Source organism: Mesorhizobium sp. CNPSo 4688, assembly GCF_057784295.1.
This window is the reverse complement of sequence record NZ_JBWLUY010000003.1, coordinates 326886-340535: the sequence shown is the minus strand read 5'-3', so window position 1 is coordinate 340535 and position 13650 is coordinate 326886. Positions and strand designations below refer to the sequence as shown.

The 13650-nt window shown below is 63.7% G+C and carries 13 protein-coding genes; 9 read left to right on the top strand and 4 right to left on the bottom strand.

Annotated features, from left to right (window positions below):
• The first annotated feature begins 39 nt into the window (after window positions 1–39).
• The 3 genes from AC04SH_RS07300 to AC04SH_RS07290 all read left to right on the top strand — a co-directional run bounded on the left by AC04SH_RS07300 (window position 40) and on the right by AC04SH_RS07290 (window position 2725).
• Window positions 40–516: an Lrp/AsnC family transcriptional regulator gene (locus AC04SH_RS07300; RefSeq protein ID WP_477232210.1), complete on the top strand. Its 477-nt coding sequence runs from the start codon at window positions 40–42 to the stop codon at window positions 514–516.
• A gap of 112 nt (window positions 517–628) precedes the next feature.
• Complete coding sequence (bchE, locus tag AC04SH_RS07295; protein ID WP_488574501.1) at window positions 629–2176, top strand: magnesium-protoporphyrin IX monomethyl ester anaerobic oxidative cyclase; 1548 nt, start codon at window positions 629–631, stop codon at window positions 2174–2176.
• A 150-nt stretch (window positions 2177–2326) separates the two neighbouring features.
• Window positions 2327–2725 (top strand): RidA family protein, encoded by a 399-nt coding sequence (locus AC04SH_RS07290; RefSeq protein WP_477232208.1) that lies wholly within the window; start codon window positions 2327–2329, stop codon window positions 2723–2725.
• A 25-nt stretch (window positions 2726–2750) separates the two neighbouring features.
• Here the strand turns inward: AC04SH_RS07290 and argB are convergent, their stop codons facing one another.
• Both argB and AC04SH_RS07280 read right to left on the bottom strand, forming a co-directional pair.
• Window positions 2751–3644 carry an acetylglutamate kinase gene (gene argB, locus AC04SH_RS07285; RefSeq protein WP_488574500.1) on the bottom strand — a complete coding sequence of 298 codons (894 nt, stop codon included), beginning with the start codon at window positions 3642–3644 and terminating at the stop codon, window positions 2751–2753.
• A 109-nt stretch (window positions 3645–3753) separates the two neighbouring features.
• Window positions 3754–5250, bottom strand: coding sequence for an amidase (locus AC04SH_RS07280; RefSeq protein WP_488574499.1), 1497 nt, complete (start codon window positions 5248–5250; stop codon window positions 3754–3756).
• Between the two features lie 147 nt (window positions 5251–5397).
• Between AC04SH_RS07280 and AC04SH_RS07275 the strand changes: the two genes are divergently transcribed.
• From AC04SH_RS07275 to AC04SH_RS07255, 5 genes are all read left to right on the top strand, one after another.
• Window positions 5398–5937, top strand: coding sequence for a sigma-70 family RNA polymerase sigma factor (locus AC04SH_RS07275; protein ID WP_112559010.1), 540 nt, complete (start codon window positions 5398–5400; stop codon window positions 5935–5937).
• Complete coding sequence (locus tag AC04SH_RS07270; protein ID WP_488574498.1) at window positions 5934–6659, top strand: anti-sigma factor; 726 nt, start codon at window positions 5934–5936, stop codon at window positions 6657–6659. Before AC04SH_RS07275 ends, AC04SH_RS07270 begins: the two co-directional genes overlap by 4 nt.
• Before the next feature lie 226 nt (window positions 6660–6885).
• Window positions 6886–7443, top strand: a complete 558-nt coding sequence (locus AC04SH_RS07265; protein ID WP_488574497.1) for a fasciclin domain-containing protein — start codon at window positions 6886–6888, stop codon at window positions 7441–7443.
• A 215-nt stretch (window positions 7444–7658) separates the two neighbouring features.
• Window positions 7659–8159 carry a peptide-methionine (R)-S-oxide reductase MsrB gene (msrB, locus tag AC04SH_RS07260; protein ID WP_477232203.1) on the top strand — a complete coding sequence of 167 codons (501 nt, stop codon included), beginning with the start codon at window positions 7659–7661 and terminating at the stop codon, window positions 8157–8159.
• Window positions 8160–8314: 155 nt separating this feature from the next.
• A complete protein-coding gene (locus AC04SH_RS07255; protein WP_488574496.1) occupies window positions 8315–9850 on the top strand; it encodes an FAD-dependent monooxygenase in 1536 nt (511 codons plus the stop codon).
• Window positions 9851–9949: 99 nt separating this feature from the next.
• On the opposite strand, the gene AC04SH_RS07250 is transcribed toward AC04SH_RS07255, so the two are convergent.
• On the bottom strand, window positions 9950–11551 hold the full coding sequence (locus tag AC04SH_RS07250; protein ID WP_488574495.1) for a DHA2 family efflux MFS transporter permease subunit: 1602 nt from the start codon (window positions 11549–11551) through the stop codon (window positions 9950–9952).
• 22 nt (window positions 11552–11573) lie between these two features.
• Window positions 11574–12758: an HlyD family secretion protein gene (locus tag AC04SH_RS07245; RefSeq protein ID WP_488574494.1), complete on the bottom strand. Its 1185-nt coding sequence runs from the start codon at window positions 12756–12758 to the stop codon at window positions 11574–11576.
• Between the two features lie 146 nt (window positions 12759–12904).
• Between AC04SH_RS07245 and AC04SH_RS07240 the strand changes: the two genes are divergently transcribed.
• On the top strand, window positions 12905–13648 hold the full coding sequence (locus AC04SH_RS07240) for a TetR/AcrR family transcriptional regulator (RefSeq protein WP_488574493.1): 744 nt from the start codon (window positions 12905–12907) through the stop codon (window positions 13646–13648).
• Window positions 13649–13650: the final 2 nt, after the last annotated feature.

Sequence of the window (13650 nt, the reverse complement as noted above, 5' to 3'; positions counted from 1 at the left end):
AGGTAAAAGTCACCACGCGAAAGCTGAAGGAGAGTGAAAATGCCTCAGTTTGACGATTTCGAGATCAAGATGCTCGACATCCTGCAGCGCGACGGGAGAAAACCCGTATCCGAGTTGGCGCAGGAGATCGGCCTGTCGACGACACCATGCGCCCGCCGCTTCGAGGCGCTGCAGGAGGCCGGCATCATCAAGGGCTTCGCCGCCGTGCTCAGCCGCCGCGCCGTTGGCCTAATGGTCGAGGTGTTCATCGAGGTGCGGCTGGTCAGCCACAGCGACGGTTCGCCCGAGACCTTCATCGCCGCTGTGCAACGCATGGACGAGGTATCCTCATGCTGGACGATGACCGGCGACCACGATTTCCTGCTGCATGTCATGGTGCCCTCGGTCGACGAGCTCAACGCCTTCGTCATGCACCGGCTGATGCGGCTCGCCGGAGTGCGAGACGTCCACACGCAGCTGGTGTTGCAGAACATCAAGGGCCCCGGCCACGTGCCGCTCGCCCATCTAAGGCGATGAGCGCGGGCGTCGCCATTTCTGCCGAAAAGCTGCACGCAAACTGCTGAATGGAGCCCAATTGCCGATCTGAAACGCCGGCTACGCCATGCGGACCACTGCTCCGGGGTCCGTCATGAACATCGTGCTGATCAATCCGCCGCACACCGCCATCGGCAGCCGCGTGCCTGACGACCATCTGCCGCCGCTTGGCCTTCTGGCGCTGGGCGGGCCGCTGCTCGACGCCGGCCACATGGTGCGGCTCGTCGACGCCGAATTCGGGCCGATGCCATTGGACACCCTTGTGCACGATGCTTTGAGCGGACAGCCCGACGGCATCCTGATCGGCCATTCCGGCTCGACCTCGGCGCATCCGACCGCATTTGCCATCGCGCGCATGGTCAAGGCGCTCGAGCCGGCGACGCTGGTCATCTATGGCGGTGTGTTTCCGACCTATCACTGGCGCGACATACTGGCGGCGACCGATGTCTTCGACTTCATCGTGCGCGGCGAGGGCGAGGCGACCATCGTTGCCCTCACCGAAGCGCTGGACAAGCACCGGCCGTTGGCCGAAGTCGCAGGCATCGCCTATCGCGACGATCTCGGCCGTCCCTTCGCGACGCGGCCGGCCGGCACCATCGCCGCCCTCGACGATTACCGCGTCGGCTGGGAACTGATCGATCATCGCCGCTACAGCTATTGGGGCGGCAAGCGCGCCGTGGTCATGCAGTTTTCGCGTGGCTGTCCGCATCTGTGCAACTACTGCGGCCAGCGCGGTTTCTGGACCCGCTGGCGGCATCGCGACCCCAAGAAATTCGCGCAGGAGATCGCCTGGCTGCATCGCGAGCACGGCGTCGAATTGATCAATCTCGCCGACGAAAACCCGACAGTGTCGAAGAAGGCCTGGCGCGCTTTTCTCGACGCATTGATCGCCGAGAACGTGCCGGTGCTGATCGTCGGCTCGACCCGCGCCGACGACATCGTGCGCGATGCCGACATCCTGCATCTCTACCGCAAGGCTGGCGTCATCCGCTGGTTGCTCGGCATGGAAAACACTGACGAGCAGACGCTTCAATTGATCCGCAAGGGCGGCAGCACCTCGTCCGACCGCGAGGCAATCCGGTTGCTGCGCCGGCACGGCATATTGTCGATGGCGACCTGGGTTGCCGGCTTCGAGGACGAGACCTTTCGCGATTTGTGGCGCGGCTTCCGCCAGCTGCTTGCCTATGACCCCGACCAGATCCAGGCGCTCTATGTCACGCCGCACCGCTGGACGCCGTTCTTCCGCATCGCCAGGGACCGCAAAGTCATCCAGACCGACACCCGGCTGTGGGACTACAAGCACCAGGTGCTACAGATGACGCGGCTGAAACCGTGGATGCTGTTCTTCTCGGTCAAGCTGATCGAGGGCGCGGTGCAGTCGCGGCCGAAGGCATTGGCGCGCATCCTGTTCCACAGGGATCCGGAGCAGCGCCATTCGATGCGCTGGTACACGCAAATGGGCCGCCGCGTCTGGTTCCGCGAGGTCTGGGCCTTTTTGGCTCGCGACCGCCGCCTCAAGGATGGTCCCACGCTGGCTGAGTTCTGGGGCGCGCCGCAGGATGCCGAAGAGGAATCGATGATTATCGTGCGGCCGCCGCGAAAGCCGGCCGAAGCGGCAGTCGCGATACCGCCGGGCGCCTGACAGGCCTGCTGCCATTTTATAGATATACGCGACGTATGTGTATTGACATACGCGACGTATGCACCCATCTCAGGGATACGGGGCGTATGTAAAGGGCCCGGAGCGCAGGCCGACATCGTCGCGAACCTGCCTTGTCCAGATGGAGTGAAAATGACAAAGCGTGACGCTATCTTCCCTGCCGGCCGGCAGGCCCTCTACGAGATCAACCGCTATTCTGCGGCGATCCGCTCAGGCGACCTTCTCTTCGTCTCGGGTCAGGTCGGCAGCCGCGAGGACGGTTCGCCCGAGCCGATCTTCGAAAAGCAGGTCCAGCTGGCCTTCGACAATCTCGCGGCCGTGCTGAAAGCCGCCGGCTGCACATTCGACGACATCGTCGACGTGACCACCTTCCACACCGATCCGGCCGCGCAATGGGCCGCGATCGATGCCGTTCGGCTGAAGGTGCTCGGTGAACCGCCCTACACCAACTGGACCGCGGTCGGCGTCAACTGGTTAGCCGGCTTCGACTTCGAAATAAAAGTCATTGCGCGCCTGCCCCAACCCGCCTGATCGACCGGCTGCGGCCAGCTGCGGTTCAGGGCACGATCAGCGTGCCGGCGCCGTGTTCGGTGAACAGTTCGAGCAGCACCGAATGCGGCGTCTTGCCGTTGAGGATGACGACGCCTTCGACACCGCGCTCGATCGCCTCGATGCAGGTCTCGACCTTGGGGATCATGCCGCCCGACACGGTGCCATCCTTGATCAGCGCCTTGGCCTCGGCCACCGTCAACTCGTCGATCAGCTTCTTGTTCTTGTCGAGCACGCCGGGCACATCGGTCAGGAACAGAAGGCGCGTCGCCTGGCAGGCGCCGGCAATGGCGCCGGCAAAAGTGTCGGCATTGATGTTGTAGGTATGGCCGTCGCGGCCGGGCGCCACCGGCGCCAGCACCGGGATCATTTCCGAGCGCGCCAAAAGGTCGAGCAGCGTGCGGTCGACCTCGACCGGCTCGCCGACGAAGCCGAGATCGAGCACGCGCTCGATGTTGGAGTCCGGGTCGATCATGGTCTTGCGCGCCTTTTCGGCGAACACCATGTTGCCGTCCTTGCCGCACAGGCCGATCGCCCATTCGCCCTCGGCATTGATCAGCGCCACGATTTCCTTGTTGATCGAACCGGCCAGCACCATCTCGACGATCTCGACGGTCTTCTGGTCGGTAACGCGCAGGCCGCCTTCGAACTTCGATTCGATGCCCATCTTGGAAAGCATGGCGCCAATCTGCGGGCCGCCGCCATGGACGACGATCGGGTTGACGCCGGACTGCTTCAACAGCGCGATGTCGCGGGCGAAGGCCTTGCCGAGCTCGATATCACCCATGGCATGGCCGCCATATTTCACCACCACGGTCTTGTGCTCGTAGCGCTGCATATAAGGCAGTGCCCGCGAAAGCAGGGCGGCCTGCATTTCGGCGGTGGCGGTTATCTCCGTCATCGGCGTGGTTCCCTGGATGTGGGTAAGGACGGCGGCGTCTTAGCGGGAATTGGCGCAAGCCGCAAACGGCTTTGCTGTCATAATGATGAAATCGCAGAGGCGGCGCGATCTAGCCCGGCACCTTCAGCGGCGCCCGCCGCGTCAGCCAGCCCGAAATCTTTTCCATCTGCGCCGCGAAGGACAAAAGCGTCTCCTCGTCGCCGGGGCGGCCGACGGCCTGGATGCCGAGCGGCAAGCCGGCATCGGTGACATGGACAGGCAGTGCGATCGACGGCTGGCCGCTGACGTTCTGGATCGCCGGCCAATGGGTGAACCACAGGCTCTTGTCCATCAATTGACCGAGCAGCGGCTTGAGCTTCAGCAGCCGGGTAAGGTGCAGCTTGTCGAGCAGGTTTTCGATAAGCTCGTCGGCACCCTTCGGGTCCATGGCGCCGCAGGCGAGCGGCGGATGGGCAATGATCGGCATCAGCACAGCGTCATATTGCGCCGTCTCGGTGATCAACTGGCGCGAAATGGCGTTGAGCCGTTGCAGGCCGGCATAGATCTCGCCGGCCGAGACGATCTCGCCGAAGCGCGCAATGACGCGCGTGGCGCGCTCGATATCGCCCAGGACCGGGCGGCCGACGCGCAGCGCCTCGTCGCGCATCGTACCGGCAACCGCGGATGCGACGGTTTTGGCGAAATCGGCCATGAACTCGCGATCGATATAGGGCAGGTCGATCTCCTCCACCGTGTGGCCGCCATCGCGGGCCAGCGCTATCGCCATATCGAGCGCGGCGAGCGTCTCGGCCGATATCGGTAGGCCGAGCGGAGATTTCCGGTAGACGGCGAGCTTGAGCTTGCCTGGATCGCGCGCCGCGGCGGCGGCAAAGGTCCCTTTCGGCGCCGGCGCGGCGTAGGGCGCCAGCGGGTCGGGTCCGTGCGTCAGGTCGAGCAGCAGCGCGCAGTCGCGCACCGAGCGGCTGACGGCATGGTCGACCACCATGCCGTACCAGGCTTCGCTGATCAGCGGCGTCTGCGGCACGCGGCCGCGTGAGGGTTTCAGGCCGACCAGCCCGCTGCAGGCCGAAGGCACCCGGATCGAACCGCCGCCATCCGAGGCATGCGCCGCCGGCACCACGCCGGCCGCGACCAAAGCCGCCGCACCGCCGGACGAACCGCCGCTGGTATGGCCCGTGTTCCACGGATTGCGGGTGATGCCGAAGGCGGCCGATTCAGTCATCAGCCTCAGCCCTTGTTCGGGCGAGGTGCTGGTGGCGACCGGAATGAGCCCGGCAGCGAGATAGCGCTCGGTCATCACCGAATGGAAGTCGGCGGTGAAAGCCGGGATGCGGCTGCCGGTATGCGTCGGCACGCCCTTGATGGCAATGCCGAGGTCCTTCAGCGCAAAGGGCACGCCGGCCAGCGGCAGGGTGCGGTCGACGGATTTCGCCCGCGTCCTGGCCGCATCGTAGAGCGGTTCGGCAATTGCGTTGATTTCAGGACGGGTGGCCTCGGCACGCGCGATCGCTGCGTCGACAAGGTCTTGTGGCGAGATCTCACCTTTGTGCACCAGCTCCGCCAGGCCGGTTGCATCGTTTTCCCACAGCATGCGTTCGGCCGACATTGCTTTCCCCTTTTGGTGAGAAGCTAACGACAGCGGATTTCCTTGGCAACAAACCGACATTTACTGACGATCCGGCCGGGACGACGTCTGCGTTGAGAGCAACAATTCTGCCTTTGCAAATAAATCGCTATCGCCTAGCTTGTCGGCATGACGCCGCAGGACATCTCCACCCTGATTGTCCGGACTTCGATGAAGGATCGGGCTGCGTTTGACCTGCTCTACCGGCAGACCAGCGCGAAACTTTTCGGCGTGTGCCTTCGTGTATTGAAGGACCGGGGAGATGCGGAAGAAGCGCTGCAGGAAGTCTTCGTCAAAGTCTGGACCAAGGCCGATCGTTTCGCCGTTTCTGATCTCAGCCCAATCTCCTGGCTGGTAGCCATAGCCCGCAATCATGCGATTGATCGCATCCGATCGCGGCGCAAGCCTGCTGCCGATATCGATGCCGCGCTCGACGTGGCTGACCCGGGTCCGGGGCCCGAGGCCATGGTTGTTGCGGGCGGCGAATCCGAGCGCATCTACCAGTGCCTCGAAGAGTTAGAACAAGACCGGGCGCAGGCCGTTCGGGGGGCTTATTTGAACGGCGAAAGTTACGCCGACCTGGCGGAACGTCACAAGGTTCCTCTGAACACGATGCGAACATGGCTGCGCCGCAGCCTGTTGAAACTTAGAGAATGTCTGGAAAGATGACCCTGGCAGAAGAAAATGGACCGGAACGTGGAGGCGACGACCTGCTCGCAGCCGAATACGTTCTCGGTGTGCTGCCGGCGGACGAACGCCAGATAGCCTCAGGACGTATTGACGCGGAGACCGGCTTCGCTCGTCTCGTCGATTCCTGGGAGGTTCACCTTTCGCCGATGGCCGCCGTCTATGCGGAAGTCGAGCCGCCGGCCACGGTCAAGCCGGCTATCGATCGCCGGCTGTTCTCCTCCACCGCAGCGTCGACCACCGCGGCGCCGAGCGGCAGCCTGTGGGCGAGCCTCGCCTTCTGGCGCGGCCTCACCGCGGCGGCTCTCGCCGCACTGGTGCTCTACGTCGCCGTTCCCTACGTCAGGCCGCCGGTCGTCGTGCCGCAGGAGCGCCTCGTCGCCTCGCTGACTGCCGATGGCAGCGATGTCAAATACCTCGTCGTCTACGACGCCGCACGCCGCGATGTCGGCCTGTCGCTGGTGTCGGGCGAACGCGCCGCCGGCAAGGACTTCGAGCTGTGGATGATAGAAGGCAAGAATGCGCCGGTCTCGATGGGCATCATTCCCGCTGGCCAGACCACGCACATCCCGGTTACCCCGGCCGTGCAGCAGAAGCTGGCGCAAGGCGCCGTGCTCGCCGTCAGCGTCGAACCGACGGGTGGTTCGCCGACCGGACAACCGACCGGACCGGTGGTTGCCGCGGGCGATCTGAAGGGCATCTGATAAACCTCAAGGTGATGACGTGGTCATGAAGAACAGCAGAAGTATATCTTCCGCTGTTTTCGTTTTGGCCGCCGGTGGCAAAAATTAATGGTTCGGTCCCCCGAAAATGTAATTTGCCGACAAAATAAAGAATAATTTTTTCCGGCGCGCGGAAACTCAAGCAGTTCTTCTCCGTATCTCCTCATGTTCCTGAAAGAGGAACAATAACCCGAGGAGTTCGAACACTATGCGTAGAATCGCCACCCTTTTGCTCGCCGGTACCATTGCCGTCTCCGCCCTCGCCACCGCTGCCTATGCCGAGAATCCGATGGTTGGCGGCGCCGCCATGTTCGCCAACAAGAACATCGTCGAGAACGCCGTCAATTCGAAGGACCACACGACGCTGGTCGCGGCCCTCAAGGCTGCCGGCCTGGTCGAGACGTTGCAGGGCGCCGGCCCGTTCACCGTCTTCGCGCCGACCAATGACGCCTTTGCAGCCCTTCCGGCCGGCACGGTCGAGACGCTGCTCAAGCCCGAAAACAAGGACAAGCTCACCAAGATCCTCACCTGCCATGTCGTCGGCGCCAAGGCGATGGGCGCGGATGTCGCCGCAATGGCCAAGGCCGACGGCGGCACCCACAAGGTCAAGACGGTCGGCGGCTGCGAGCTGTCGCTCAAGGCCGATGGCGGCAAAGTCACCGTCACCGACGAGAACGGCAATGTCGCCAATGTGACGATCGCCGATGTCGAGCAGTCCAACGGCGTCATCCACGTCATCGACAAGGTTCTGCTGCCGAAGATGTAACAAAGCGCCTGCCGCCGACGAACAGTTGGTCAAGGCTCCCTGCAGATTGCGCGGCTCGCGCCCCGTGGGCCGCGCAAACGACCGAGCGCTCCATCCCGTCCGCTATAAGCGCGGAGCCGGTGTGGAGCGTTCGTTTGCAGAGGCCACCGTCACCGGCTTTTGATTTTCCAGTGGCGGCCAAATTTGGCAAAACAACTCGCAGGAGGATTTGTGTCATGAACCGTCGAGATTTGCTTTTGAGCGGCGCCGCCATCGCTGCCGTGGCCGGCGCGGCGGCAACGTTGCGCATGGGCGGAACCCAGACCGCCAGGGCAGCCGAAACTTTCGAGGTCACCAAGACCGACGCCGAGTGGCACGCCATCCTGTCCGACGAAGCCTTCAACGTGCTGCGCAAGGAAGGAACTGAGTATCCAGGCACCAGCCCGCTGCTCAATGAGCACCGCAAGGGCATTTTCGCCTGCGCCGGCTGCGACCTGCCGGTCTACCCCTCGGAAACCAAGTTCGATTCCGGCACCGGCTGGCCGAGCTTCTGGCAGGAAATCCCCAACGGCATCGGCAAGACCGAGGACCGTTCGCTCGGCATGACCCGCACAGAAGTCCACTGCCGCCGCTGCGGCGGCCATCTCGGCCATGTCTTCGACGACGGTCCGGCGCCGACCGGCCTGCGCCACTGCATCAATGGCGTTGCGCTCAGCTTCAAGCCGGCCACTGCCTGACCGTCCAGCGTCTCTTGGCGATGTCAGGAATTTGGGAGGCGGTGCAACGACCGCCTCCTACCTGTGAAAATGGGGCCAAAACTCTTAAAATCAAGAATTGGCAGATGCCTTTTTATGCGTAGATTCCGCAGCCCTTAACGAGAGGGCCAGAACCTATGCAACCAACTGAAGAACGCGCTCGCCATAGCGAGCGCAAATCGACCGGTCGTGCTGATGCCGACCGGTCGCAAATCTCCCATCCTGTGGTGATCGTCGGAGGCGGGCCGACCGGACTGATGCTGGCCGGCGAGCTGTCCTTGGCCGGCATCGACGCCGCCATCGTCGAGCGGCGCGTTGGACAGGAGCTCGACGGGCTGCGCTCCGGTGGCCTGCACGCACGAACCATCGAGATCTTCGACCAGCGCGGCATTGCCGACCGGTTTCTGGCGCAAGGGCGGACTGCCCAGGTCGCGGGCTTTGCCGGGGTTTCACTTGACATCAGCGACTTTCCCACCCGGCACAATTACGGGCTCGCTTTGTGGCAGAAGCACATAGAGCGCATCCTTGCCGACTGGGTGGAGGAGCTTGGCGTCACGATCTACCGTCGCTGCGAGGTGACGGCTTTCGTGCCGGACGACAGTGGCGTCGACGTCGCGCTCAGCGATGGCCGGTCGCTTCGTGCCGATTACCTCGTCGGCTGCGACGGCGGCAGAAGTCTCGTGCGCAAGGCATCGGGCATCGAGTTCCCGGGTTCGGATCCGACGACCAGCAACCTGATTGGCGAGGTCGAGGTAACAGAGGAGCCGAACTGGGGCATCCACCGCGATGCAACAGGTATTCATGGTCTCACCAGGCTGGACGACGGGACCGTGCGGGTAATGGTGACCGAACGCCAGGTCGGGGCTGTCGCGCCGCCCACGCTGCGCGATCTGAGCGACGCGCTCATTGCTGTCTTCGGCACCGACTATGGCGTCCACAATCCGGCATCGCTGTCCCGTTTCACCGATATGGCCCGGCAGGCAGCGTCATACCGCCAGGGGCGGGTGCTGCTGGCCGGCGACGCCGCCCACGTGCATCCGCCGGACGGCGGACAGGGCATGCAGCTTGGTGTGCAGGACGCGGTCAATCTGGGCTGGAAGCTCGCCCAGGTGGTCAGGAAAACGGCGCCGGAAAGCCTGCTCGATACTTATCAGGCCGAGCGTCATCCGGTTGCCGCCAGGGTGTTGCAAAACACCATGTCGGCGGTCGTGCTGCGCCGTGAAGACGAACGCATAAAGGCGCTGCGAGGCACCGTGTCTGAGCTTCTCGCCATGGAAGAGCCGCGCAGGCATTTTGCGGGCATGATGTCCGGTCTGGATATCCGCTACGATGTCGGCGAGGGCCACGAATTGCTGGGACGTCGCATGCCGGATCTCGACCTCGTCACCGCCGACGGGCCGCTGCGGGTCTTTGCGCTGCTGCACGACGCGCGACCGTTGTTGCTCAACTTTGGAAAACCCCGCGCTTTCGACATCGGCCCATGGGCGGATCGGGTTCGCTCGGTCGACGCTGGATATGATGGTGCATGGGAGCTGCCTGTGCTGGGCGCGGTCGAAGCTCCCGGCGCCGTATTGGTTCGGCCCGACGGTCATGTGGCCTGGGTCGGTGGTCCGACATCGGCGGGCCTGACCGACGCGCTGACCAGATGGTTCGGGCCGGCTGCCGCGGCATAAAGGTCGTGAAATCTCGGTAGTACTTAATCGTGACCCCGGAAATCGGGGGTTGATTTCCGGGGTCACACATGAGGGCGCCAGGCGGGGGAACCGACGCGCTCAATGGCCTCCGCCGCCACCGCCCGCAGGCGGCGCCGGCTTGGAGATGACCATGGTGAAAACAGCCATGATCGCGAACAGGGCGGTCAGCATGGTGAACACGTCCATGAACGACAGCAGCGACGCCTGCTGGTGGGCCATGCCCGACAGTTTGGAGATCGCCGCCTTGGTGGCGTCGAGACCGGGCGTCTGCTGGAAGTCGAGCGTCATGTTCTGCAGCTTCTGCTGGGCCGCCGCACTGCCCCATTCCACGTGCTCGGCCAGCCGGGCGTAGTGGAACGCGCTGCGATCGATCAGCACGGTGTTGATGATGGCAAGGCCGACCGCGCCGCCGAGGTTGCGGGTCAGGTTGAACAGGCCGGACGCGTTCTTCAGCCGGTCCGGCGGCAAGGTGCCGAGCGCGATGTTGTTGATCGGCACCATGCACAGCATCATCGAACAGCCGCGCAGGATCTGCGGGATGAGCAGCTCATAGAAATCCCAGTCTGCCGTCAGATGTGTCATCCACCAGGTGCCGGCGGCGAAGCCGAGCAGCCCGATCATCATCATGACGCGCAAATCCATCTTGCTCGACAGGATGCCGGAAATCGGCGCGGTGACGAACATCGCCAGGCCGCTGACGAATAGCGCCTCGCCGATCATCAAGGAATCGTAGCCGCGGATGCGCCCAAGGAACACCGGATAGAGATAGGTCAGGCCGTAGAGGCCGATGCCGATGACGAAGGAGAACAGCGAGCCGAAGGCGAAATTGATGTTGGTGAAGGCCCTGAGATCGACGATCGGTTCCTCGGCGGTGAAGGCGCGCCAGAAGAACAGCACCGCACCGACAACCATGATGATGGCGCAGATGAACACTGCCTGTTCCTGCAGCCAGTCATGGTTCGGACCTTCCTCGAGCACATATTCCATACAGCCGAGGAAAGCCGCCATGCCGGCAAGGCCCCACCAGTCGAATTTGCTGAACAGGCCGAGATTGGGCTTGTCGAAATCGATCAGCGACCAGGTCGCGGCGGTCACCAGAATACCCGGCACGACATTGACCAGGAACAGCCAGTGCCACGATAGGGCATGGCTGATATAGCCGCCGACGGTCGGGCCGATGGTCGGTGCCAGCGTCGCCACCAGGCCGATCATCGGCGACACCATGGCGCGGCGCGACGGCGGGAAGATGGTGAAGGCAGCGGCGAACACGCTCGGGATCATGCCGCCGCCGATAAAGCCCTGGATGGCGCGGTAGACGATCATCTGGTCGATGTTGGTGGCGGTCGCGGCCAGCGCGCTGGCCGCCGTGAAGCCGGCCGCGGCGCCTGCAAACAGCACGCGCGTCGACAGCATCCGGCTGAGGAAGCCGGACAGCGGGATCATCACGACCTCGGCGATCAGATAGGCGGTCTGCACCCACGGGATTTCATCGGAACTGGCGCTGAGGCCCGCCTGGATCTCGGCCAGCGAGGCCGAGACGATCTGGATGTCGAGGATCGCCATGAACATGCCGAACACCATCGCCAGGAAGGCGATGAGGCGGCGCGTCGAGATGGTGGTCGGCACCGCCGGCATGGCAGGTGCCGGCACGGCTCCAGCAGTGATGGTTGCGGTTGCCATGGAGTTCTCTCCCGGCAGCCGCTCAGTTGGCCGCGGCCGGAGCCGTGCGGCTGTCGACGGCGACGATGACGCTCAAGCCCGCGCGCAGCCTGCCCGCCTTCAGCACATCGGCCGGAACTTCGATGCGAACCGGGACGCGCTGCACCACCTTGGTGAAGTTGCCGGTGGCGTTTTCCGGCGGCAGCAGCGAGAACACCGCGCCCGAAGCCGGTGCCAGCGACGACACCGTGCCTTCGAAATCATGGCCGTCCGTGGCGTCGACCGAGACCCGCACCTTCTCGCCGGGCACCAGCTTGGCCAGCTGCGTCTCCTTGAAATTGGCGACGATATAGAGCTTGTCCATCGGCACCACGACGGCGAGCTTCTGGCCGGGGCTGACGAGGTCGCCCTGCTCGACCGAGCGGTTGCCGACGACGCCGTCATACGGCGCCTTGAGCACGGTGAAGGACAGATCACGCGCTGCCTTGTCGCGGCTCAGCTGCAGCGAGGCCAGCGTGCTGGCCGACTCCGCGCGCTGCGCCTCGAACACGCCGATATTGGCCTGTGCGGCGGCGATCTGCGCATCGGCGCCGACAAGGGCTGCATTGGCCTGGTCGAGCGCGGTCTGGGCATCGTCGAGCTGCGCCTGCGTGCCGACATGGGTCTTGACCAGTTGCGCGGCGCGCTGCTGGGCACGGGCGGCGTTGTCGGCGGCTGCCTGGTCGGCGACCTTCTGCGCCTGCGCCTGCTGCAGCGACGCCTGTGCCGCCTTGGTCTGCGCATCGATGCGATCGAGCGTCTTGGTCAGGGTGGCGATCTGGGCCTCTGCCTGGGCGACGGCAATCTTGTAGTCGCCGTCATCGATGGTCAGCAGCGGGTCGCCGGCCTTGACTTGCTGGTTTTCTGAGACTTCGACCTTGTCGACATAGCCGGAAATCTTCGGCGAAACGAATGACATGTCGGCCTGGACATAGGCGTCGTCGGTCGAGATCAGGAACCGGCCGTCGGTCCAGTAGTTATAGCCATACCAGGCGCCGGCACTCAGCAGCGCGAGCCCGATAATCGGCAACATCAGTGAGCGCGCCGAGCGCTTCTTCTTCTCGGGGGTCTCGGCCAGAACTTCGGCGGCAGGCTTGGGAGGCGCTTCCGGAGCTTCGATCACCGGCGAGACCTTGGCGGCGGGGAAAGGCCGGACTTCGGCGGTCGTGGTTGGGGTGTTCGAGGACATGATATCTCGCTACTGTCGCTATATAAGGAAATCGTGTTATACTGAACCGTTCGGTTCGATGTGGACGTTGACATAGCGTTAAAGTGGGCCCATATCAAGGGCAATCGAACCAGTCGGTTCGAATTATTTTGCGAGGTGTGACTTTTATGGCCGACACGTTAGCCGACGCCGAAAATGATTCGTGCGATGTACTGGACAGCGCGCGTCGCGGCCGCCCGGCGGCGGGCCAGGATCCGGTCAAGCGCAGTCAGATCATCGAGGGCGCCCGTCGCGTGTTCATCGACAAGGGCTTCGAAGCGGCGTCGATGAACGACATCACCCGCGAGGCCGGCGTCTCGAAGGGCACGATCTATGTCTACTTCGCCAACAAGGAAGAACTGTTCGAGGCGCTGATCGAGGAAGAGCGCGGCACCATCTTCAAGAACATGTACGATATGCTCGACCGCGCCGACGATCTGCGCCAGACGCTGGTGAAGTTCGGCACGGTGCTGTCGATGAAGATCACCTCAGCCAAGGTCATCCAGGCGCAGCGCACGGTCATCGGCGCCTCCGACAGGATACCCGACATGGGCGCGCGGTTCTATGAGCGCGGCCCCAAACGCGGCCACGACAAGGTGGCTCAGTTCCTTAATGCCGCCGTCGATCGCGGCCTGCTCAAGATCGCCGACGTCGATCTTGCCGCCTATCAGTTCACCGAACTGTGCCTGGCCGGCCTGTTCCGCCAGTGCATCTTTGCCTACCGCACCAAGGCGCCAAGCCAGGATGAAATCGACCACATCGTGCGGACGGGCGTCGACGTGTTCCTGAAGTACTACGGCACCGAAAAGCTTGCCGAGGAAGAAAGCCACCAGCTGATCGCCCTGGAGGCGAAGGCCAAGGCAAAGGCCTAGCT

What these genes read in the sequence shown, in the direction of transcription:
- AC04SH_RS07300 (WP_477232210.1), top strand. Translation starts at nt 40, where the DNA reads ATGCCTCAGTTTGACGATTTCGAGATCAAGATGCTCGACATCCTGCAG.
- bchE (WP_488574501.1), top strand. Translation starts at nt 629, where the DNA reads ATGAACATCGTGCTGATCAATCCGCCGCACACCGCCATCGGCAGCCGC.
- AC04SH_RS07290 (WP_477232208.1), top strand. Translation starts at nt 2,327, where the DNA reads ATGACAAAGCGTGACGCTATCTTCCCTGCCGGCCGGCAGGCCCTCTAC.
- argB (WP_488574500.1), bottom strand. Translation starts at nt 3,644, where the DNA reads ATGACGGAGATAACCGCCACCGCCGAAATGCAGGCCGCCCTGCTTTCG.
- AC04SH_RS07280 (WP_488574499.1), bottom strand. Translation starts at nt 5,250, where the DNA reads ATGTCGGCCGAACGCATGCTGTGGGAAAACGATGCAACCGGCCTGGCG.
- AC04SH_RS07275 (WP_112559010.1), top strand. Translation starts at nt 5,398, where the DNA reads ATGACGCCGCAGGACATCTCCACCCTGATTGTCCGGACTTCGATGAAG.
- AC04SH_RS07270 (WP_488574498.1), top strand. Translation starts at nt 5,934, where the DNA reads ATGACCCTGGCAGAAGAAAATGGACCGGAACGTGGAGGCGACGACCTG.
- AC04SH_RS07265 (WP_488574497.1), top strand. Translation starts at nt 6,886, where the DNA reads ATGCGTAGAATCGCCACCCTTTTGCTCGCCGGTACCATTGCCGTCTCC.
- msrB (WP_477232203.1), top strand. Translation starts at nt 7,659, where the DNA reads ATGAACCGTCGAGATTTGCTTTTGAGCGGCGCCGCCATCGCTGCCGTG.
- AC04SH_RS07255 (WP_488574496.1), top strand. Translation starts at nt 8,315, where the DNA reads ATGCAACCAACTGAAGAACGCGCTCGCCATAGCGAGCGCAAATCGACC.
- AC04SH_RS07250 (WP_488574495.1), bottom strand. Translation starts at nt 11,551, where the DNA reads ATGGCAACCGCAACCATCACTGCTGGAGCCGTGCCGGCACCTGCCATG.
- AC04SH_RS07245 (WP_488574494.1), bottom strand. Translation starts at nt 12,758, where the DNA reads ATGTCCTCGAACACCCCAACCACGACCGCCGAAGTCCGGCCTTTCCCC.
- AC04SH_RS07240 (WP_488574493.1), top strand. Translation starts at nt 12,905, where the DNA reads ATGGCCGACACGTTAGCCGACGCCGAAAATGATTCGTGCGATGTACTG.